We start from the raw sequence: 19839 nt of genomic DNA on the forward strand, positions 1-19839 counted from the left end.
TCTTTTTATAGTATTTGCTTTAATAAGACTATTATTATGAAATTTAAGAAAAAAATAGAGAAGATGTTTAAAATATTAAAATAAATATTTTAAATATCTTCCCTATTTTTTCTTTTGTTCATATTTTATAGATTAAATTATATTAAATCTAAAGAGCTATTAAATTAATATTCTCATTTAAAATAGCAGCTATTTCTTTGGAATTAACTTGTTTGATTGTTTTTATAGAATTAGGATTTTTAGAGTGATTACCTATATGTTTTTCAAACAACATAACATCATGCCAACAATCAAATTTATATCCTGTATTGTGATAAATCCCACATAGTTTGAAACCAAATCTTTGATGAAGTTTTTCGCTTTTTATATTTGGTGACGTAATACTAGCATACAAATTTTGAATATTTTGTAACTTCAATATATCTATGATTGAATTATAAAGAGCAATTCCTATTTTATTACTAATAAATTTCTTATCAACATAAATTGATAATTCAACATTCCATTGATAAGCAGTTCGTTCATTGTGTTCATGAGCATAGGCATATCCAAAATTTTTTTATTAATTAAACAGACTAGGTAAGGATATTTTGAACAGATTTCTTTTATTCTGCTTTTAAAATCATCAATGCTTGGAATGCTATACTCAAAAGTAATTGCAGTATCAGTAATATATGGAGTATATATTTCCAATATTTCTTCTGCATCCGTTTCATTAGCAATCCTAATTTCAATATATTTCATAAATATCATCTCCAATATAATAAATGTAGTAGAATTTTCTTATATAATACATAGGTCTAAATAAATATAAGAAAATATTGTATAATATATAATATTGTATAGATATATAACTACTTTATCAATATTTACAAACTTCAGAGTATATTTATAATACTACATTTTAGATAATTTTTTTATCTTGTAAGGAGATTTGAAATAAATAATTTTATTTATTAAGATTTCTTAAAAAATCGTCTATACTATCTTGTGATATTTTAAAACTGTCATAATTACCTTTTGAAACCGACTTCATAATAAGCTTATCTAAAAATTTCATCTTTTCTAATCGAGCTTCACTACCAAAAACTCCAATTGCATTTGCATTTTCTAATAAAGATGCTGGAAAGTTTGATTTTAGATATTTATCTGCCTGTTCAGAAAATCCACAACAAAGGAATACACCAACTCGTTTTTTGTTTAATAATTCTATATTATCATTACACAATATACGAATCTTTTTTGAAACTGAACCAACATATATAGAACTTCCAATAATAATTGTATCAAATTTTGATAATTCAATTTTAGGGTTACTATCATTGATATCAACAATAGTGATATTGTCTGATAGTTTATTTTTTAGTATGTTTGCACAGTCTTTCGTACAACCATATTTACTTGAGTATATAATAATAGTATTCATATTTATTCTCCTTTTCTCAAAGCATTTTCTATAGCCTTTCGTATAGTATCACTGCTATAAGTAGCAGAAGTTATAGCATCTACTTCTAAAGATTGTTGTTCAACTATATTTTTTATGATTTTTTCACCAGGTTTACCTAAAAGAGTGTCATGTTCTAGTATCTTAATATTTTTAATTCTGCCATTATTAACTTCAACAGATACAGTAGCCTTCACAAGTTTATTATCAGCACTTCCTGTATAAATACCATTTTTCACATTAGCAGGGTTTATATTTTTTACCACTAATTTTTCTGGTTTTAAGTTAGTTATAATTAAAATAATAACGCATATAAACACAAGAAATAGGATTATAGATATTTTAAAAACTTTTTTCTTCTTATTAGTTTCATTGTGGTTTTTCATTGTAAAGCCCTCCTACTAAAATATCTAAGAAATTCTCTATAATTTGAGTGAAATTATGTAAGGAATACAATTGATTTTCAACAATACATAAAATAAATCCTAATAGTGCACTTATAAGCATCCATGAAGTTTTATCTACGTTTTGTTTAAATATACCCTGCTCAATTCCAAGGAAAAGAAGTTCATCTAGTATTTCTATACCATTATTAGTAGGTTCACTATTTGTATTTTCAGATGCAAATATAATGTTCATCCTACTATGCATAATAGCTTTTGACATTTCAGGTTCACTTGAAAGAGTCTTTATAAAACTAGTCATAATTTCTATGATTTGCTTATCTATTGGGAGAGATGAGCAATTATGTATAATATCAATAGCATTACTTTCTACAGTGTTATAAAGTTTTTTTGTTATATCGCTGATAATCTCTGCCTTGTCTTTGTAGTAAAGGTAAATTGTAGTTGGAGAATAATCTATTTTTGAAGCAATTTTTCTTATTGATAAGTTTTCATATCCATATTGATTGATAATTTCTATGCTAGCATCCATAATTTTTTTCTTCATTTCTGCTTTTTCATTTTCACGTCTTTCTTTAATACTCATATAATCACCTCGTAACTTAACAGTGTTAATTTAATTTACAATGTAATTATATGCTTTATATTTAATATTGTCAATAAACTATGAATAATATAATTTAATAAATTTTTATAGCTGAAATCTTTAAGTTATTAATTGTAATAGTTCAACTATTGTTGTATAATAATAATCGGTTTAAAAGTGCCACATTTTGTTAAAGTTATCTTATAATTTTAAATAAACTTTAACAAGACACATCAAAATATAATAAATTCTTTTATACTACAAAATTCATTTTGTAGTTATTAAATCAGATGGAACTTTTTTGAAGGTCTACAATAAATAGACTAAAACAATACTAACATCTGTACTTGTTCGAGAACTCCAAGTATAAAAAACTAAGGAATTATATAGTGGCAGTATATAATTAATACCCTTAGACACACCTTTTTGAAAGTGGAAAAAAGATGTGTAGTTCTCCTCGACCACAAATCAAGGAGGATAAAAGTATGGAAAAAAGAAAAGTAATAATTGATTGTGACCCAGGAATTGATGATTCTTTGGCCATTCTTCTAGCTTTAAACTCACCAGAGCTAGAAGTACTTGGAATTACCACATGTTGTGGAAATGTTCCAGCAAATGTAGGTGCAGAAAATGCACTAAAAACACTTCAAATGTGCTCTTCACTAAATATACCAGTATATAAAGGAGAGGAAGCACCACTAAAAAGAAAACTTGTAACAGCTCAAGATACACATGGAGAAGATGGTATTGGAGAAAACTTTTATCAAAAAGTGACAGGAGCTAAAGTAAAAGATGGGGCAGTAGATTTTATAATAAATACTTTACATAATCATGAAAAAGTATCAATAATAGCACTTGCACCACTTACAAATATAGCTAAGGCACTTATGAAAGATAAAGAAGTCTTTGAAAATCTTGATGAGTTTGTGTCTATGGGAGGAGCATTTAGAATTCATGGAAATTGCTCTCCAGTAGCAGAGTTTAACTATTGGGTAGACCCACATGGGGCAGATTATGTTTACAAGAATTTATCTAAAAAAATTCACATGGTAGGTTTGGATGTAACTAGAAAAATTGTACTTACTCCTAATATTATTGAGTTTATAAATAGACTTGATGAGAAAATGGCAAAGTATATAACTGAAATAACTAGGTTTTATATTGATTTCCATTGGGAGCAAGAAGGAATAATTGGTTGTGTGATAAATGACCCTCTAGCAGTAGCATACTTTGTAGATAGAAGTATTTGTAAAGGATTTGAATCATATGTAGAAGTCGTAGAAGATGGTATAGCTATAGGTCAATCTATAGTGGATTCTTTTAATTTCTATAAAAAATGTCCTAATGCAATTGTTCTAAATGAAGTTGATGAAAATAAGTTTATGTATATGTTTTTGAAGAGGCTTTTCAAAGGTTATGAAGACATTATAGACTCTGTGGAAGGAGTGATATAGTGTGAAAAGAAAAATATGTGTAAAAACTATTACACTTATAGCTTTTGGTATCTCTATAAATATAATAGGGGCGTTTATAGCTATGGGGTTAAGATTACCTATATACTTAGATTCAATAGGAACTATAATGATAGCATCGCTTTTAGGTCCTAAATACGCTGTAGTTACAGGTGTGTTTGGAAGTTTAATAAGTGGAATTACATTTGATGTGTATTCTCTTTACTTTGCACCAGTTCAGATATCAACAGGTTTACTTGCTGGAATAGCATTTAAAAAGAATTTTTTAAATGGATTAAAAACTCCATTAGGGGTATTGTTATTTGCTATTCCAACATCTATAATAAGTTCAATAATTTCAGCTTTTCTCTTTGGAGGTATGACATCATCAGGTTCTTCCTACATAGTACAAATTTTGAAAGTATTAGGATTAGGAGATGTATTTAGTGTATTTGTAACTCAAGTATTCACAGACTATACAGACAAATTGGTAGCAGTTGTTTTAGTGAATTTAGGATTAAATGCAGTTCCAAAAACTTTAAAACTATCATTGACTGGAGGAAGATAAAAAAAATGGATAGATATAGTGAAATAACAAATAAAAATCAAAGAGAAATTGTTTTACTTAAAGGATTTCCTTGTATATGGGGAAAGTGTTCTTTTTGTGATTATATAGATGATAATTCTAATTTAGAAGAAGAAATGAACAAGTTAAATATAGAGATTTTGAAAAATATAACTGGAAAATATGGAGTTCTTGAAGTCATAAACTCTGGTAGTTGTTTTGAATTACCAAAAGATACTTTAGCAGAAATAAAATGTATTATAAAAGAGAAGAAAATAAAAAAATTATTTTTAGAAAGTCATTGGTCTTACAAAAATAGGATTAAAGAGATGAGAGACTATTTTGGAATTCCTATAGTATTTAAAATTGGAGTTGAGACTTTTGACAATGATTTTAGAAATAACATTTTAAATAAAAATGCAAAATTTAAAACACCACAAGATGTAAAAGACTATTTCGATTCACCTTGTATTATGGTAGGAATTGAAGGTCAAACAAAAGAGATGATAGATAGGGATATAGAGATTATATCAAATGATTTTGAAAAAGCAACTGTGAATGTTTTTATAAATAATTCTTCAAGTATCAAAAGGGATGAAGAGTTAGTTAAGTGGTTCACTAATAAATATAAATATTTAGATGAAAATCCAAATATAGAGGTTTTATATAATAATACAGATTTTGGTGTTGGAGATTAGTAAAGTTTTTAAGTCTGTATTATATTGTAGTAAATATTAATTTAGTTTAAACTTTAACTTAAAAAATTTAGTATATTTTTAAAAAGGCTTCTGATACTTGGAAGCTTTTTTTTATGTACTTTTATGTTACAATAAGGAAAAGGAATTAAGGAGTAAATAAATGATGTTTAATAGGGAAAAATGGAATAAATTAGAGTATAAGAAGCTCCTAGAATATATGAAATCTATACAAGATATCAAGTACAGAGATTTTAATAAAAAGCTCATACCAAATACAGAAAATATAATAGGGATTAGGGTTCCTAATTTGAGAGAGTTATCTAAAGAAATAAGTAAAGGAAATTGGAAGGAATTCTTAAATGTATCGGAGGATACATATTATGAAGAAACTGTATTACAAGGTATGGTAATTGGTAATATAAATAGCACATTTGAAGAGACTCTATATTATATAGAAAGGTTTATACCTAAAATTAATAATTGGTCAGTTTGTGATGGATTCTGTTGTGGCTTGAAATGTACAAAAAAATATAAAGAAAGCATGTATGATATACTTAAAAAATATGTTTATTCAGAAAATCCATGGGAAATTAGATTTGCATTAGTTATGTTTTTAATATATTATGTTGATGATAAACATATTGAAGAAATCTTTGAATGTTGTAACAATATACAAAGTGAAGAATATTATGTTAAAATGGGAATGGCGTGGTTGCTATCAATTTGTTTTATTAAATATGAAGAAGAAACATTTCTCTATATAAAAAATAATAACTTAGATGATTTTACGTATAATAAAATGTTGCAAAAAATAATTGAATCTAATAGGGTAGATTCAGAAAAGAAAAATATAATAAGGGGCATGAAGAGAAAGACAAGAAGATATTGACGGAGGAGTATTAATGAATAACAACGAGGAAAGAATTGACAAATTTTTAGAACTTCAAAGTAAGGGGATTAAGTTTACAGAGATAGCTCAAAATCTAAAAATTAGTCAAAGTACTTTAAGAAATTTTTTAAATAAAAAAGGATATAAATCAGAAAAAGGTAAATACATATTAAAAGACGAATTAAATTATAATGAAAATCTGGATAAGAAAAACTTGGAAGAAGAAAATTTTAAAAAAAATATAAGTAATAGAAAAAAAGTAAGCACCAAAAAAAAGAATTCTAATGAAAAGGTTTTGAGTAAAGGCATTGAACAAATCAAGTTTAATGATACTGATTTAAAAAATACAAAGCCAAAAAAAAATGTTAAGCCTAAAAAAGATAGAAAAATAAATATAACTCAGGAAGACTTAGATAAGCTTTGTGAAGTATATGATTGGTATTTAGAGGTAAAGGATTATAATATAAAGCCAAAAAAAATATCTAATAAAAAAGATGTACATATAGATGATGAATCCATAGATGAATTAAAAACAACAAGAATACGTATAGATAAAGAAGTATGGAATGATTTTGAAAGACTTTGTAGTAATTCAAACTTTGAAAAGCATCAAATACTCACACAAGCATTGAAAGAATTTATGAAAAAGTATAAAAATCTACTATAAAATATTACTATATGAGGTGCTTAATATGAATAAGATAATAAAAAAATCAATTTTTTTAATGATTATATTAACAATATTTGTTTTTACACTTACAGCATGCGAAAAAGATGAACAACCTGATTCAACTGATATTCAATCTGAAGATAAGGAAGATTCAACTGGTATTCAAGTTGAAGATAAGAATGAGGTAAAAATAGATGAGGAAAATGCAAAAGTATTAAATATAGGTAAATCAGAGATTATAAATGTAGATGAAGGTGATAAAGTAGACACATCCACAAAGATAGAAAATAATTCGACATTTAATATATCAAATATTGAATTAGTATATAATGAATATGATGAGAATAAAAAAATTATTTCCTCAGATAGTAAGGCTTTGTTGGATATGACTCTAATGCCTGGTAAAGTTGCTTATGTAGAGTGTGCGCATAAAACTTTTACAAAGAGTGTGGAAGTTTATGCATATGAGTATGAAGCAGAAGGTAAGATTGTGTATATTAATTTAAAAGAAAATGATATTAATATAAGAAATAACAATATTAAGCTAGAAAATAGTAGTCAGTATGAGGTATTATCTACATCAGAACTTAAAAAAGTAAATGAATCAAAAGAGGGAATCACATATCAAATAAAAGTAAAAAATTCATCATCAAAAGATTTAGGAAATATTATCCTTAAGACAGCAGAAGTTAATGAAAATGGAGAATATTTAGTGGTAAATCGTATACCATCATATAAAATTTTAAAGGCTTCAGAAGAGACAGATATAGATATACTATGTTCAACAAAAGCAAAAAGTGTTGAAATAGTGGGATACACATACGATGATATAAAAGAAAAAGCCAATGTAGATATTGACTTAAAATCTCATAAAGTTAAGATAGACAAATAAAGGCAGGGGATATTTATGAAGGTTTTGATAGTTGAAGATAATAAAATACTTTTAGAAAGTGTAGTAGAAGAACTTAGTAAGCATTTTGAAACTGAAAAATGTAAAGATGGAGAAGAAGCTTTATACTTAGTTAATCAAAATATATATGATTTAGTTATATTAGATTTAATGCTTCCTAGCATAAATGGAATTGATATTTTAAAAAGAATGAGAGTTAATAATATAGACACACCTGTGCTTATATTGACAGCCAAAGAAGCATTAGATGATAAAGTAGAAGCATTTACCATAGGAGCTAATGATTATTTAACAAAACCTTTTTATATGGAAGAATTAGTAGCAAGAGTGTACGCTATATTAAGAACTAATGGAAAAATAAAAGAAAGAAATGGAATAGAATTTAAATCTTTATATTTGGATACATTAGAAAAAAGAGTATATATTGAAAAAGAAGAAATAAAGTTACAAAATAAGCAGTTTAACTTGCTTGAATATTTTGTCTTAAATAAGGGTTCAATTTTATTAAAAGAGCAGATTTATGATAGAATATGGGGAATTGATTCAGATGCAACCATTGAAATAGTTGAGGTATATGTAAGTAATCTAAGGAAAAAACTCAGTAAATATGGATATGATAAGTATATTAAAACTAAACGTAAGGTAGGATATATATTCGATGATAAATAAGAATGTATTCACTAGTACTAAAAATCATCTAATAAAAATGTATATTGTTGTAGTGGGTAGCTTTTTAATAATATTTTCTATATTTATATATTCATATTTTAGAGGATTAACATATAGTGGAATTGATAGTGAGATAAATGAGGAGCTTGAATATATAGTTTCTCAATTTAAAAGAACCTCGTTTTTAAATCCAATAAGACTTAAAGACCCAAAAGATATGGTCTATGTGTATGAGGATGGTAGAATAAGTTACTATACTCAAAATGAGTATTTTGATGAGTTACTTCCAGATAGAAGATTGGATAAGAAAAATTCATTTTTTAAATATACAGAAAATGGATATACCTTTAGAGAATTAAATGTAGATGTAGGAAGATATCAAATACAGATAATTAGAAATATCGACTCTGAGATGAACTCTTTAAAGCAACTTACATCTGTTCTTATAATTGGTATACTGATTTCTGTAATAATTACTTACTTTGTTGCTGTGTATCTTACTAGAAAAGCTTTAATTCCAATAGAAACTGCATGGAGAAATCAAGCTAAGTTTATACAAGATGCTTCTCATGAATTAAGAACGCCAATAACAATAGTTTCATCAAAATTAGAAAGTATGTTAAAATCCCCAGAGAGTACAGTAAATGATGAAGTTGAAACAATAGCTACTGCAATGAAAGAGACAAGAAGGCTTAAAAAAATGATAACTGATTTATTGTCTCTTACTAAAGAAGATTCCATTGTTAAAGTCAACTTGGAGGAAGTAGATTTAGAAAGATTGCTTGAGGAAATATCAGAAGATTATATTGATATTGCAGAATTTCAGGAAAAAAAATTTGTATTTAATTCTGAGCTTAAGAATAAAGTTATAATAACGGATAAAAATAAATTAAGACAGCTTATATTAATTTTTATTGATAATGCTTTTAAATACACAAAACAAGGTGATGAGATAGTATTAGAATTAAAAGAAGATATAGAAGATGAAGTAACTTTACTTATAAGAGACACTGGTATAGGTATAAAAAAAGAAGAAATACCTCTTATATTTGATAGATTTTTTAGAAGTGAAAATGTAAGAAATAAAGATTTAGAAGGGTCTGGAATAGGTCTTTCAATAGCTCGTATGATTAGTTTGAATTTGGATATTGATATAAATGTAACTTCAGAGATAGGTATTGGAACTACATTTGAATTATCAATACCACAAAAGTTAAAATAATAAAAATATAAAAAGCTGTTTTTAGAAATAAAGAATGGGTATACTAATTAGTATAAAATAAAATATAAAAAGACCCTATAAAAGTAAAATTATATTTATGAATTTCATAGTATAATTGTATAGGGATAATTAAAGTTTATAGGAGGATTAAAAAAATGGCAAAAGTTATAAATACATCTGAATTTAGAAGTAGTGTTGAAGGTAGTAAAGGAGTAGTTGTAGTGGATTTCTTTGCAACTTGGTGTGGACCTTGTAACATGTTAGGGCCTGTATTTGCAGAGTTAGGTGAAGAAATGAAAAATGAAGCTAGATTTGTAAAAGTTGACATAGATGAGAGTTTAGAAATAGCTCAACAATTTAGTGTATCTACAGTGCCAACTATGATTATATTTAAAGATGGAGAACCAGTAGAAACACTAATTGGATTTATGCCAAAGAACAAAATTGAAATGAAAGTAAAATCATATTTATAAAAAATGGGTGAGTGTTATGAGATATGATATAGCTATAATAGGTAGTGGTCCTGCTGGATTATCTGCTGCTATAAATGCAAAAATAAGAAATAAAACAATTATCATGTTTGGTAGTGATAATTTAAGTAACAAGCTTGTTAAAGCTCCTTCAATAGATAATTATTTAGGTTTTTATGATATAAGTGGAGATGAATTAAAAGACAAGTTTAAATCGCATATAGATAGTATGGATATTTCAATTGAAAATAAGAGAATAAATAATATTTATGCTATGGGAGAATACTTTGCAATAATGTCTGGAAATGATATGTATGAAGCTACTACTGTAATTCTTGCCACTGGTGTAGAATACACTAGACCAATTAAAGGCGAAGAAGAATTTCTAGGCAGAGGAGTAGGGTATTGTGCTACATGTGATGCACCACTTTATAGAAATAAAAAGGTGGCAGTTATAGGATATAATGAAGAATCTAAAGAAGAAGCAAATTTTTTAAGTGAATTAACTTCAAAAACTTATTTTATACCTATGTACAAAAAAGAGAATCTTATGAGAGGTTCAGATAACTTAGATGAATCTATTGAAGTTATACATGATAGACCCGTACAAATAGATGGAGATAAACTTGTAAACAAAATATCTTTTAAAGAAAACCACATTGAAGTTGATGGAGTATTCGTTATAAAAGATAGTACAGCTCCAAGTTCATTGATTCCTGGAATAGAAATTGAGGGTATCCATATTAAAGTTGATAATGATATGAAAACTAGTATAGATGGATGCTTTGCTGCTGGAGATTGTGTTGGAAAACCATATTCTTATATAAAAGCAGCAGGTCAAGGACAAATAGCAGCTTTAAATGCTGTTTACTATTTAGATAAATTAAAGAGAATTTAATATTTATACTGAGTAACTTTTTAAACATATTTATAAAAAACTGCTTTAAAATAATAAAATTATTTTAAAGCAGTTTTTTATTTATTAATTCTTATTATTTAAATTATCTTAAATGTATTTTTAAGTATATTTATTTGAGAAATTTCTAAAGTTATAATAATAAATATCTAAATTATTTATAATATATTCCAAAATTTAAAAATAATGGTTGAAAAATCTAATTAAGAGTACTATAATTTAATTAAGTAATTACTTAATTAAAAAGAGGTATTTATGGAAAATTTGGTTAAAATATTTAAAGCATTGAGTGATGAAACTAGACTTAACATACTTATATTAGTATCTAAGAGAAATATATGCCAAAAAGGAATTTCTAAATATCTAGGAATTTCAGATTCTGCTGTTTCACAACATATAAAAATATTAAAAGATGTTGGAATAATAACAGGGCATAAAGAAGGATACTACGTTTTATATCATATTAACAAAGAATCATTTAATATATGTGTAGATTTTATAAACTCTATGTTAAGTAATTCTAGTGAAAGCTTTATAGATGTATTTGATATAAATACAATACATCTAGGATGTAGTAAAGAGTGTAAATCTATTAAAAAATGTTGTAAGAGAAGGGAGAAATAATAATGAAAGTATGTATACCAGTAGAAGAGAATAAAGGATTGGATAGTAAACCATATGGTCATTTTGGTTCTGCTCCAATTTTTGTTGTGTGTGATTTAGAGAGTGGAGAAGTTAAATCTCTAGATAATGGAGATTTAGGGCATGAGCATGGAAAGTGTCAACCACTAAAAGCATTATCAGGCACAGTTGTAGATGCAGTAGTAGTTGGAGGAATAGGACAAGGTGCTATAATTAAATTAAATGGAATGGGAATCAAAGTTTATAGAGCAGAAGCAGATACTATAAGTGCTAATCTAGACTTACTTAAAAATGGAAAATTAGTAGAATTTCCATCAAATCATACTTGTTCACATGATGGATGTGGACATCATTAAAAATAAGATAGCTGATGAAGCATATGCTTCATCAGCTATTTTCTTTTTTGATAAATAAAGTTTTGCATTTCAAATTTTCAAATTTAGGTTTTCATGATTTTCTGGTGGATTTTAAAGTTTATAAGTATACTAAACTAGATTTTTTTTGTATGTTGCTCTATATAGTTAATATCATTTAGTATATCATTAAGTTCTTTATTAAGTGTTTTCAAATCATCACCATCCACATTGTAGTTTAAAAATAGTTCCTCTACATTATCAATGATAGAATTAACTTTCCTAGTAACTTCAACAAATGTTTTGAAGTTACTACTATTCTTAGCATTTAAAAATTTGTTTAAATCCTTTGATATAAATGACACTATTTCATATTCATCGTTAAACAGACCTCTACCAATAGGATATGGTTCAATTCTTTGTAAAAAATATTGATCTTTAGCATTAATATTATAAGTATAAGATATTTCCCAACCGTCTCCTAAATCAAACTTGATAAAATACAATGTACTACTTACTTTTGATATTTTTGTTGCTCCAAGTTGCCTTAAAAGAACTTCAATTGAATCTCCTTGAACAGTATTAATATTCATATATACACATCCCCTTTAGTATTATTATACTATATTTTTTAAAATTTTATAATTAAATAAAAAGTAGATATAATAATAGATATAATCATAAGTGGAAAACCTATCTTAAAATACTCTTTAAAAGATATAGGATGCCCATGTTTATTACCTATACCTGCTAGTACAACATTGGCAGATGCTCCTATCAATGTACCATTTCCTCCAAGACAAGCTCCAAGAGATGTCGCCCACCATAATGGCATAACATCAATTCCTTCAGCTTGCATAGTCAAAATAAGAGGAATTAATGTTGCAACAAATGGAATATTATCTAAGAAAGAAGAAACTATTGCTGATAACCATAATATTAATAACATTGTAAATACAAGATGGCCTTCTGTAAGTCCAATCAATGCTTGAGCTAATTTGTTTATTATGCCAACTTCTACTAATCCACCAACTACTACAAACAAGCCCATAAAAAATAAAATTGTAGACCATTCAATACCAGCCATAATTTCATCTACATCTTGTTTTCCTATAAGAAGCATTATAGATGCTCCTGTTAGTGCAACAACAGAAGAGTCTATGTGGATTGTACTGTGAAACATAAAACCAAAAAGTATAAATGCTATTAATATAAGACTTTTTATAAGTAATGGTTTATCTTTGACAGATTTTTTTTCATCGAGTTTTAATATTGAATTTTTAGCTTTCTCATCTACAATAAGTTGTTTGCCATAAATAAATTTGAAGCATATTATAGTTACAATAAGTATTACTATAACAGCAGGGCCTAAATTTATTACAAAATCCATAAAACTAAGATTAGCAGCACTACCAATCATAATATTTGGAGGGTCACCTATAAGAGTAGATGTTCCTCCTATATTGGAAGCTAAAATTTGTGTTATTAAAAAGGGAACTGGATTAAGTCCCAATATTTGTGTGATAACTATAGTCATTGGACCAATAAGTAAGACAGTAGTAACATTATCTAATACAGCAGATAAAATAGCCGTTATAATAGCAAAACAAATCATTATTTTCCACGGGTCTCCTTTGGCTTTCTTTGCAGTCCAGATAGCTATGTATTCAAATAGCCCTGAGTTTTTGACAACAGCGACAAATAGCATCATACCAACTAATACACCAATAGTGTTGAAATCTATATGGCTCAATCCTTCATCAAGTGTAAGTATATTGAAAATTATCATTAATAGTGCACCACCAACAGCTGCTACAGATCGGTTTACCTTCTCTGTAATAATAGCTGCCATAACTATTAAAAATATACATATAGCTATTATTTGTTGAAATTCCATAATATAAGTACCTCCATTTGTATTATTTTGTGCCTAATGCTAGTACTATATATAGTATTACTTTTTTATTGTTTTTTCAATGGATGCATAAAAGTATATTATTTAACAAAGTTTCTGAGAAATTGACAGAATTTAAAGAAAATTTTTGTTATTTAAATAAATTTTAAAATAATCTCATTACTAATAATATTAAACGACAAACAAAAAAATATACTATTAGAAATAGAATTTATTGTATTTAGAAGTAATTATAAAATATTAAATATATCTATATTATAAAAACAATAAAAAAAATTGATTTTGAATATAAAACTGCAATATATTAAAAAAATTATTCATTTCAAACCTTGTAATTTGATTTTATAAATATTATAATTAAATTAATGAATTTTTAACAAGGAATTATTCATTTTTTTGATTTTAAGATTTATTAAGAAAACAAAACTAAATAGGGGGTAATTAATATAATGGATTTTTTAAATGGTATTTTAACAGGCATTAATAATGCAGTAGTATTTGTAAACAATTACTTATGGTCGTATATCTTAATTATAATGTTGGTTGTAATTGGTATTTACTTTACTATTAAAACAAATTTTGTACAATTCAGATATTTTATAGAAATGTTTAGACTTCTGGGTGATGGTACAGCAAATAAAAGTGCAAAAAAGGAAGGGAAGATATCTTCATTCCAAGCATTTTGTATAAGTACATCTTCAAGAGTTGGGACTGGAAATATAGCTGGAATAGCAATTGCAGTAGTGGCAGGTGGTCCTGGTGCTGTATTTTGGATGTGGCTTATAGCATTAATTGGTTCTGCTTCTAGCTTTGTTGAGAGTACATTAGCTCAGATTTACAAAGTTAAAAATGGTCAAGCTTTTAGAGGTGGTCCAGCATATTATATGGAGCAAGGTCTAAATAAGAAATGGATGGGAGTTTTATTTTCAATACTTATAACTATATGTTATGGTTTTGTATTCAATGCAGTTCAAGCAAATACTGTTTCGCTTGCATTTAATAATGCATTTGGAATAAGTAAAATGGCTATGGGAATAGGTCTTGGAATTTTAACTGCAATAGTTATTTTTGGTGGAGTACATAGAGTTGCAAAAGTTTCTGAGATAATAGTTCCTGTATTTGCAGGATTATATATATTGGTTGCTTTAGCTATAGTTGGAATGAATATAACAGAGATACCAAAAATTATAGCGTTAATAGTTGAAAGTGCATTTGATTTTAAAGGAATGGCAATTGGTACTTTTATGGGAGTTGTAATGACTGGAGTGAAGAGAGGTCTATTCTCTAATGAAGCAGGTATGGGTAGTGCTCCTAATGCTGCTGCAACAGCACATGTAACTCATCCAGTAAAACAAGGTTTAATTCAATCTTTAGGTGTTTTTACTGATACTATAATCATATGTAGCTGTACAGCATTTATGGTATTATTATATTCAGATTATGCTAGTAGTGGGGCAACTGGAATTGAATTGGCTCAAGAAGCTTTAACTCATCATATAGGACCAATGGGGAACATATTTATAGCAGTTTGTATATTCTTATTTGCATTTAGTTCTATAGTAGGTAATTACTATTATGGAGAATCAAATATGGAATTTATGAGTGGAAGCAAGACTAAACTTAATATATTTAGAGTTTTCGTTGTAGGTATGGTTTTATTTGGTTCTCTTACTCAAGTAGAAGTAGTTTGGAATCTAGCAGACTTATTTATGGCATTGATGGCTATAATAAACTTAATCGCAATATCGCTTTTAGGAAAGTATGCATTTATCGCTTTAAAAGATTACACAAGTCAAAAAAAATCTGGAATAAAAGACCCTGTATTTATTGCAGATGAAATAGAAGGTTTAGAAAATGTATCAGAGTGGCACAAGGAATTACCAGAGGAAAATTTAGGATAAGAAATCACAAAACTATTTTGATAGATTGAAGTACACGTAAGTTATATAAATAAAATATTTAATTAATTTATATTACTGGAATTTTTAATTCCAGTAATATTTTTTATTATATAGTTTATTTTTAAAAATAGTTTACTTACTATAAATTTTTTCCTAAGATTTATTTTCTCTAAAATGTTATATAATTAAGTCTTGTAAATTGTATTCAAAACTTTCTAAGTGATTACAAAATAATCTAAACTCTTCTATAGTTTTGATTTCTTGTAAATTTCTCAAATCTATCATTATATTACTGTATTTATGCAACATAAAACTCATATCATATATTTCACATTTAACAAATCCATCTTGATAACTGTACTTATAAGGTTCATATTTTGAAAAATTTGACTCAAAGTATTTTATTTTAGCATAGCACAATTTGTGTATGTTGAACAAAAGAGCCAGAACAGATTCTTTAACTGCAAACTTGTGTGTGAAGTATTTTATAGTGTGGTATTTACCATGTTTAAACTCCCAAATTAAATTCTCATTTAAAGTAAGAGAATATTTTTCTATAAGGTTACGTTTATCTGGTGTTAAATCTTGTATTGAATATGTTTTCATAATTTATTCTCCTCATAAATATTTAATAAGCACATATTAAATCATAGTATTTTATTGCCACTTACTCTTAATTATATTGTATTGTATATTAAAAAAATAATAAAATAGATAATTAGTATAGTATTAATCTATGTTATAAATAAAAACAATAGCTTTAATAGCAATATATATATTTTTGTGGTATTTTATTTTTAGAGTCGTATTTATAATTATTTTAAGATTTTTAAAGTAACTTTGATGATTAATTTATATCTTAGAGGGGGTATGCAAATTGTTCAATAAGAAGGAATATATTGTTGTAGTATGCCATGATTGTTTTATTTTTTATAATAAAGATAATGACCTAAAAGAGAGTGTATCATTTTCAATACACCCCATTCCAAATGTGCCTTTTTATTATTATCTATTTGAAGGAGAGACTGAAAAATTTATTAGAGATATACAAGCAAAAGTTTCTATTAAGAAATCAGCTTTGTATATATTAATTCAAGATGATGCATTAAGTATAGACATAAAAATATTGCAAGAATTTTTTATGCAGTTAGGATGTCGAAAAATAATTTTTTCTAAACAAAATATTGTTTTGAGTAATTGTGAAGAAAATTATATTTCCATATCCTTTACAAGTAGAGCAATTGCCATTTCATATGTAAAAAATGGAGGAGCTGAAGCAGTAGATTTTTTTGATTACAATGAGATTGATTTTAAGAATCTGTCTTATATCGTTAAAAACTTACATAATGATTGTGTATATTCTGAGTTAAAAATATATGTGAATAATATAGGAAGCTCTAATAATTATGAAGATATTGGAGAGATAGTTCAGGTAGATGATATTATAAATAATTTCAAAAAACTATATATTGAAAAAAATACATCAAGATAGAATTGTTAGTATATAAAAGTATACAGGTTTTATATATTCTAATGGGTAGGAGGTTAGATATATTATATTTGAAATTATTAAGTACCAAAAGAACAAATATGTTTTGTCCTTTTGGTATTTAGTATTTTATGTTATTTAGACAGATTTTAATATTTAATCAATACTACTATTTAATAATGATATTATTTAATCTAGAGATTTAAATAAATTTACCATTTCTAATGCACTCATAGCACAATCATAACCTTTATTTCCAGCCTTTGTACCTGCTCTTTCAATGGCTTGTTCAATATTTTCTGTAGTTACGATTCCAAAAATAACAGGCAATTCATTGTCTAAAGATACTTTTGCTATACCCTTAGATACTTCGCTACATACATAATCATAATGAGATGTAGCTCCTCTTATAACACATCCTAAACAGATTATAGCATCATACTTACCACTTTTAGACATTTTCTGAGCAACAAGAGGGATTTCAAAAGCTCCAGGTACCCAAGCTATTTCTATATTTTCTGGAGAAACATCATGTCTTAAAAGGCAATCTTCAGCACCTGATAAAAGTTTTGATGTTATAAATTCATTAAAACGAGAATTTATTATACCTATCTTTAAATCTTTTCCAATAAGTTTTCCTTCATATATCATTTTTTATTTCCTCCAATTTTATTTATGTTATAGATTTATATTTATAAATATATTTAATATTAATTGCAAATAATTACTTAGTAGAAAAAAATCATATTAATAACTTATATAATATCCAATAGATGTCCCATTTTATCTTTTTTAGTTTTTAGATATAGCTTATTAAAGTCATTAATCTCTTCGTTAATAGGAACTCTATTGTTGATTTTTATTCCATATTTCTCTAACTGATTTATTTTATCAGGATTATTACTTAAAAGGCTTATACTTTTTATGTTTAAATTTTTTAATATTTGAGCAGCCATATAAAAATCTCTCATATCTTCTTCAAATCCAAGCATTAGATTTGCTTCTACAGTATCATAACCTTCTTCTTGAAGTTTATAAGCTTTAATTTTATTTAAAAGACCAATACCTCTACCTTCTTGTTTCATATAAATTAAAACACCATTTCCATTTTCTACGATTTTCTTCATAGAAGATTCTAATTGTAATCCACAATCGCATTTTAAAGAGTGGAACACATCGCCTGTTAAACATTCAGAATGAAGTCTAACTAGAGTATTTTCTTTATTTATATCTCCATAAGTAAGGGCAATATGTTCTTCATTTGAATATGTATCTTTATATCCTATGATTTCAAAGTTACCATATTTTGTTGGAAGGAAAGCGCTAGATACCTTTTCTATAGTAGTTTCATTTGTTTTACGATATTCTATAAGGTCTTTTATAGTGATAATTTTCAAATTATGTTTTTCTTTAAAAATCATTAAATCATCAACTCTTGCCATTGTACCATCATCTTTCATTATTTCACATATAAGACCAATTTCTTTAAACCCTGCAAGTCTAGCTAGGTCTACAGAAGCTTCTGTATGTCCATCTCTAACAAGGACTCCACCAGTTTTTGCTATTAGAGGGAAAATATGACCAGGAGTTTTGAAATCCTTACTTGTAGAATTCTCATCACAGAATAATTTTACAGTTTCAGCTCTTTCATATGCAGATATACCAGTTAGAGTATCTGCACCATCTATAGTAACAGTAAATGCTGTTTGAAATGTATCTGTATTTTCTCTGACCATAAGAGGTATATTTAAACTTTTAAATTTTTTTTCAGTAGCAGGTAGACAAATTAGACCTCTACCATATGTAGCCATAAAATTTATTGATTCAGGGGTAGCCATCTCAGCTGCCATCAGTAAATCTCCTTCATTTTCTCTACTTTCATCATCAACAACAATTACCATCTTTCCATTTTTTATATCTTTTATAGCTTCTTCAATAGTATTAAACATATAATTCACTCCTTTATCATTTTTAAAAACCATTTTTAAATAAAAAATCTTTATCTATATTTGATTTACAATTACTACTATTAGAATTTAATTCCTTGTAGTTATTAATCATAAAATTATTAACATACTTTCCAATTACATCACTTTCTAAATTAACAAAGTCTCCAACATTTTTTGTTAAGAGAGTAGTATTCAATTTAGTATGAGGTATGACAGAAACTTTGAATATTTCATCATCCAAATATGATATAGTTAAACTTACACCATCAATGGCAACTGAACCTTTAAGTATCATTGATGATAAGAGTTTTTTTACTGGTCGTATGCTCACTAAAACTGCATTTTCGTTTTTTTCAAACTTACAAATAGTACCTTTACCATCAACATGCCCTGTTACTATGTGACCTCCGAATCTTGAAGAAAGGCTCATGGCTCTTTCAAGGTTTACTTTGTCATTTGTATTTAATGAGCCTAAATTTGTAGAACGAATTGTCTCCATCATAACATCTGCTGTAAACTCATTTTTTCCTAGTTTTGAAACAGTTAGACAAGCTCCATTTACAGCGATACTATCTCCAAGATTTGTACCATCTAATATTTTGTTTGATAGTATGGTTACTTGTCCGCTTTTGCCATTAGCAGTAATTTTTCTAAGTATTCCAACTTCTTCTACTATGCCAGTAAACATTATGACCT

At 26.7% G+C, this 19839-nt stretch carries 24 protein-coding genes, 1 pseudogene and 1 riboswitch; of the genes and pseudogenes, 14 read left to right on the top strand and 11 right to left on the bottom strand.

What is annotated here, in order from left to right:
• Positions 1 to 148 precede the first annotated feature (148 nt).
• The 5 genes and pseudogenes from ACTG46_RS09115 to ACTG46_RS09135 form a co-directional block, all read right to left on the bottom strand.
• A pseudogene (locus ACTG46_RS09115) lies at positions 149 to 490 on the bottom strand (N-acetyltransferase family protein); the annotation flags it as partial.
• A complete protein-coding gene (locus ACTG46_RS09120; protein WP_479923977.1) occupies positions 451 to 753 on the bottom strand; it encodes an N-acetyltransferase family protein in 303 nt (100 codons plus the stop codon). The gene ACTG46_RS09120 and the pseudogene ACTG46_RS09115, both read right to left, overlap by 40 nt.
• 196 nt (positions 754 to 949) lie before the next feature.
• Positions 950 to 1426: a flavodoxin domain-containing protein gene (locus ACTG46_RS09125; RefSeq protein WP_054276612.1), complete on the bottom strand. Its 477-nt coding sequence runs from the start codon at positions 1424 to 1426 to the stop codon at positions 950 to 952.
• Between the two features lie 2 nt (positions 1427 to 1428).
• Entirely contained in the window at positions 1429 to 1830 is a 402-nt protein-coding gene (locus ACTG46_RS09130; RefSeq protein WP_479923978.1) for an FMN-binding protein, read from the bottom strand.
• Positions 1814 to 2434 carry a TetR/AcrR family transcriptional regulator gene (locus tag ACTG46_RS09135; RefSeq protein ID WP_479923979.1) on the bottom strand — a complete coding sequence of 207 codons (621 nt, stop codon included), beginning with the start codon at positions 2432 to 2434 and terminating at the stop codon, positions 1814 to 1816. Before ACTG46_RS09135 ends, ACTG46_RS09130 begins: the two co-directional genes overlap by 17 nt.
• 340 nt (positions 2435 to 2774) lie before the next feature.
• A riboswitch (PreQ1 riboswitch) is annotated at positions 2775 to 2818 on the top strand.
• Between the two features lie 101 nt (positions 2819 to 2919).
• Between ACTG46_RS09135 and ACTG46_RS09140 the strand changes: the two genes are divergently transcribed.
• The 12 genes from ACTG46_RS09140 (at position 2920) to ACTG46_RS09195 (ending at position 11892) form a co-directional block, all read left to right on the top strand.
• Complete coding sequence (locus ACTG46_RS09140; RefSeq protein WP_479923980.1) at positions 2920 to 3888, top strand: nucleoside hydrolase; 969 nt, start codon at positions 2920 to 2922, stop codon at positions 3886 to 3888.
• Position 3889: 1 nt separating this feature from the next.
• Entirely contained in the window at positions 3890 to 4453 is a 564-nt protein-coding gene (locus ACTG46_RS09145) for an ECF transporter S component (protein WP_479923981.1), read from the top strand.
• A 5-nt stretch (positions 4454 to 4458) separates the two neighbouring features.
• Positions 4459 to 5148 carry a radical SAM protein gene (locus tag ACTG46_RS09150; RefSeq protein ID WP_479923982.1) on the top strand — a complete coding sequence of 230 codons (690 nt, stop codon included), beginning with the start codon at positions 4459 to 4461 and terminating at the stop codon, positions 5146 to 5148.
• 160 nt (positions 5149 to 5308) lie between these two features.
• Complete coding sequence (locus ACTG46_RS09155) at positions 5309 to 6037, top strand: DNA alkylation repair protein (protein WP_479923983.1); 729 nt, start codon at positions 5309 to 5311, stop codon at positions 6035 to 6037.
• Positions 6038 to 6050: 13 nt separating this feature from the next.
• Positions 6051 to 6704, top strand: coding sequence for a DNA-binding protein (locus tag ACTG46_RS09160; protein WP_479923984.1), 654 nt, complete (start codon positions 6051 to 6053; stop codon positions 6702 to 6704).
• Positions 6705 to 6729: 25 nt separating this feature from the next.
• Positions 6730 to 7599: a hypothetical protein gene (locus ACTG46_RS09165; protein ID WP_054270171.1), complete on the top strand. Its 870-nt coding sequence runs from the start codon at positions 6730 to 6732 to the stop codon at positions 7597 to 7599.
• Between the two features lie 15 nt (positions 7600 to 7614).
• A complete protein-coding gene (locus ACTG46_RS09170) occupies positions 7615 to 8286 on the top strand; it encodes a response regulator transcription factor (protein WP_479923985.1) in 672 nt (223 codons plus the stop codon).
• Positions 8276 to 9508: a sensor histidine kinase gene (locus tag ACTG46_RS09175; protein ID WP_074178315.1), complete on the top strand. Its 1233-nt coding sequence runs from the start codon at positions 8276 to 8278 to the stop codon at positions 9506 to 9508. Before ACTG46_RS09170 ends, ACTG46_RS09175 begins: the two co-directional genes overlap by 11 nt.
• 155 nt (positions 9509 to 9663) lie before the next feature.
• Positions 9664 to 9981 carry a thioredoxin gene (gene trxA, locus ACTG46_RS09180; RefSeq protein ID WP_021384467.1) on the top strand — a complete coding sequence of 106 codons (318 nt, stop codon included), beginning with the start codon at positions 9664 to 9666 and terminating at the stop codon, positions 9979 to 9981.
• A gap of 16 nt (positions 9982 to 9997) precedes the next feature.
• On the top strand, positions 9998 to 10876 hold the full coding sequence (locus ACTG46_RS09185; RefSeq protein WP_054270174.1) for an NAD(P)/FAD-dependent oxidoreductase: 879 nt from the start codon (positions 9998 to 10000) through the stop codon (positions 10874 to 10876).
• Positions 10877 to 11149: 273 nt separating this feature from the next.
• The gene (locus ACTG46_RS09190; protein ID WP_479923986.1) at positions 11150 to 11518 is read left to right on the top strand and encodes an ArsR/SmtB family transcription factor; all 369 of its coding nucleotides are present in this window, start codon (positions 11150 to 11152) and stop codon (positions 11516 to 11518) included.
• 2 nt (positions 11519 to 11520) lie between these two features.
• Entirely contained in the window at positions 11521 to 11892 is a 372-nt protein-coding gene (locus ACTG46_RS09195) for a NifB/NifX family molybdenum-iron cluster-binding protein (protein WP_223195934.1), read from the top strand.
• A 134-nt stretch (positions 11893 to 12026) separates the two neighbouring features.
• Here ACTG46_RS09195 and ACTG46_RS09200 read toward each other — a convergent pair whose 3' ends face one another.
• Complete coding sequence (locus ACTG46_RS09200) at positions 12027 to 12482, bottom strand: hypothetical protein (RefSeq protein ID WP_479923987.1); 456 nt, start codon at positions 12480 to 12482, stop codon at positions 12027 to 12029.
• A 38-nt stretch (positions 12483 to 12520) separates the two neighbouring features.
• The gene (locus ACTG46_RS09205) at positions 12521 to 13786 is read right to left on the bottom strand and encodes an ArsB/NhaD family transporter (protein ID WP_479923988.1); all 1266 of its coding nucleotides are present in this window, start codon (positions 13784 to 13786) and stop codon (positions 12521 to 12523) included.
• 467 nt (positions 13787 to 14253) lie between these two features.
• Between ACTG46_RS09205 and ACTG46_RS09210 the strand changes: the two genes are divergently transcribed.
• Positions 14254 to 15705: an alanine/glycine:cation symporter family protein gene (locus ACTG46_RS09210; protein ID WP_054276621.1), complete on the top strand. Its 1452-nt coding sequence runs from the start codon at positions 14254 to 14256 to the stop codon at positions 15703 to 15705.
• Between the two features lie 177 nt (positions 15706 to 15882).
• Here the strand turns inward: ACTG46_RS09210 and ACTG46_RS09215 are convergent, their stop codons facing one another.
• Positions 15883 to 16311 (bottom strand): hypothetical protein, encoded by a 429-nt coding sequence (locus tag ACTG46_RS09215; RefSeq protein WP_074178310.1) that lies wholly within the window; start codon positions 16309 to 16311, stop codon positions 15883 to 15885.
• Positions 16312 to 16582: 271 nt separating this feature from the next.
• Here ACTG46_RS09215 and ACTG46_RS09220 point away from each other — a divergent pair, with 271 nt between their 5' ends.
• Positions 16583 to 17197 carry a hypothetical protein gene (locus ACTG46_RS09220; protein ID WP_479923989.1) on the top strand — a complete coding sequence of 205 codons (615 nt, stop codon included), beginning with the start codon at positions 16583 to 16585 and terminating at the stop codon, positions 17195 to 17197.
• 186 nt (positions 17198 to 17383) lie between these two features.
• Here the strand turns inward: ACTG46_RS09220 and ribH are convergent, their stop codons facing one another.
• From ribH to ACTG46_RS09235, 3 genes are all read right to left on the bottom strand, one after another.
• Positions 17384 to 17845, bottom strand: a complete 462-nt coding sequence (ribH, locus tag ACTG46_RS09225; RefSeq protein WP_021384489.1) for a 6,7-dimethyl-8-ribityllumazine synthase — start codon at positions 17843 to 17845, stop codon at positions 17384 to 17386.
• Between the two features lie 104 nt (positions 17846 to 17949).
• The gene (locus tag ACTG46_RS09230; protein ID WP_074178308.1) at positions 17950 to 19143 is read right to left on the bottom strand and encodes a bifunctional 3,4-dihydroxy-2-butanone-4-phosphate synthase/GTP cyclohydrolase II; all 1194 of its coding nucleotides are present in this window, start codon (positions 19141 to 19143) and stop codon (positions 17950 to 17952) included.
• A 22-nt stretch (positions 19144 to 19165) separates the two neighbouring features.
• Positions 19166 to 19831, bottom strand: a complete 666-nt coding sequence (locus tag ACTG46_RS09235) for a riboflavin synthase (protein ID WP_479923990.1) — start codon at positions 19829 to 19831, stop codon at positions 19166 to 19168.
• Between the last annotated feature and the right edge of the window lie 8 nt (positions 19832 to 19839).

Source organism: Clostridioides sp. LIBA-7678 (genome assembly GCF_056716065.1).

Coding starts and splice junctions, on each gene's coding strand:
- ACTG46_RS09150 (WP_479923982.1), top strand. CDS start 4,459: ATGGATAGATATAGTGAAATAACAAATAAAAATCAAAGAGAAATTGTT.
- ACTG46_RS09215 (WP_074178310.1), bottom strand. CDS start 16,311: ATGAAAACATATTCAATACAAGATTTAACACCAGATAAACGTAACCTT.
- ACTG46_RS09195 (WP_223195934.1), top strand. CDS start 11,521: ATGAAAGTATGTATACCAGTAGAAGAGAATAAAGGATTGGATAGTAAA.
- ACTG46_RS09200 (WP_479923987.1), bottom strand. CDS start 12,482: ATGAATATTAATACTGTTCAAGGAGATTCAATTGAAGTTCTTTTAAGG.
- ACTG46_RS09140 (WP_479923980.1), top strand. CDS start 2,920: ATGGAAAAAAGAAAAGTAATAATTGATTGTGACCCAGGAATTGATGAT.
- ACTG46_RS09135 (WP_479923979.1), bottom strand. CDS start 2,434: ATGAGTATTAAAGAAAGACGTGAAAATGAAAAAGCAGAAATGAAGAAA.
- ACTG46_RS09130 (WP_479923978.1), bottom strand. CDS start 1,830: ATGAAAAACCACAATGAAACTAATAAGAAGAAAAAAGTTTTTAAAATA.
- ACTG46_RS09190 (WP_479923986.1), top strand. CDS start 11,150: ATGGAAAATTTGGTTAAAATATTTAAAGCATTGAGTGATGAAACTAGA.
- ACTG46_RS09155 (WP_479923983.1), top strand. CDS start 5,309: ATGATGTTTAATAGGGAAAAATGGAATAAATTAGAGTATAAGAAGCTC.
- ACTG46_RS09165 (WP_054270171.1), top strand. CDS start 6,730: ATGAATAAGATAATAAAAAAATCAATTTTTTTAATGATTATATTAACA.
- trxA (WP_021384467.1), top strand. CDS start 9,664: ATGGCAAAAGTTATAAATACATCTGAATTTAGAAGTAGTGTTGAAGGT.
- ribH (WP_021384489.1), bottom strand. CDS start 17,845: ATGATATATGAAGGAAAACTTATTGGAAAAGATTTAAAGATAGGTATA.
- ACTG46_RS09175 (WP_074178315.1), top strand. CDS start 8,276: ATGATAAATAAGAATGTATTCACTAGTACTAAAAATCATCTAATAAAA.
- ACTG46_RS09205 (WP_479923988.1), bottom strand. CDS start 13,786: ATGGAATTTCAACAAATAATAGCTATATGTATATTTTTAATAGTTATG.
- ACTG46_RS09185 (WP_054270174.1), top strand. CDS start 9,998: ATGAGATATGATATAGCTATAATAGGTAGTGGTCCTGCTGGATTATCT.
- ACTG46_RS09160 (WP_479923984.1), top strand. CDS start 6,051: ATGAATAACAACGAGGAAAGAATTGACAAATTTTTAGAACTTCAAAGT.
- ACTG46_RS09230 (WP_074178308.1), bottom strand. CDS start 19,143: ATGTTTAATACTATTGAAGAAGCTATAAAAGATATAAAAAATGGAAAG.
- ACTG46_RS09170 (WP_479923985.1), top strand. CDS start 7,615: ATGAAGGTTTTGATAGTTGAAGATAATAAAATACTTTTAGAAAGTGTA.
- ACTG46_RS09125 (WP_054276612.1), bottom strand. CDS start 1,426: ATGAATACTATTATTATATACTCAAGTAAATATGGTTGTACGAAAGAC.
- ACTG46_RS09235 (WP_479923990.1), bottom strand. CDS start 19,831: ATGTTTACTGGCATAGTAGAAGAAGTTGGAATACTTAGAAAAATTACT.
- ACTG46_RS09120 (WP_479923977.1), bottom strand. CDS start 753: ATGATATTTATGAAATATATTGAAATTAGGATTGCTAATGAAACGGAT.
- ACTG46_RS09210 (WP_054276621.1), top strand. CDS start 14,254: ATGGATTTTTTAAATGGTATTTTAACAGGCATTAATAATGCAGTAGTA.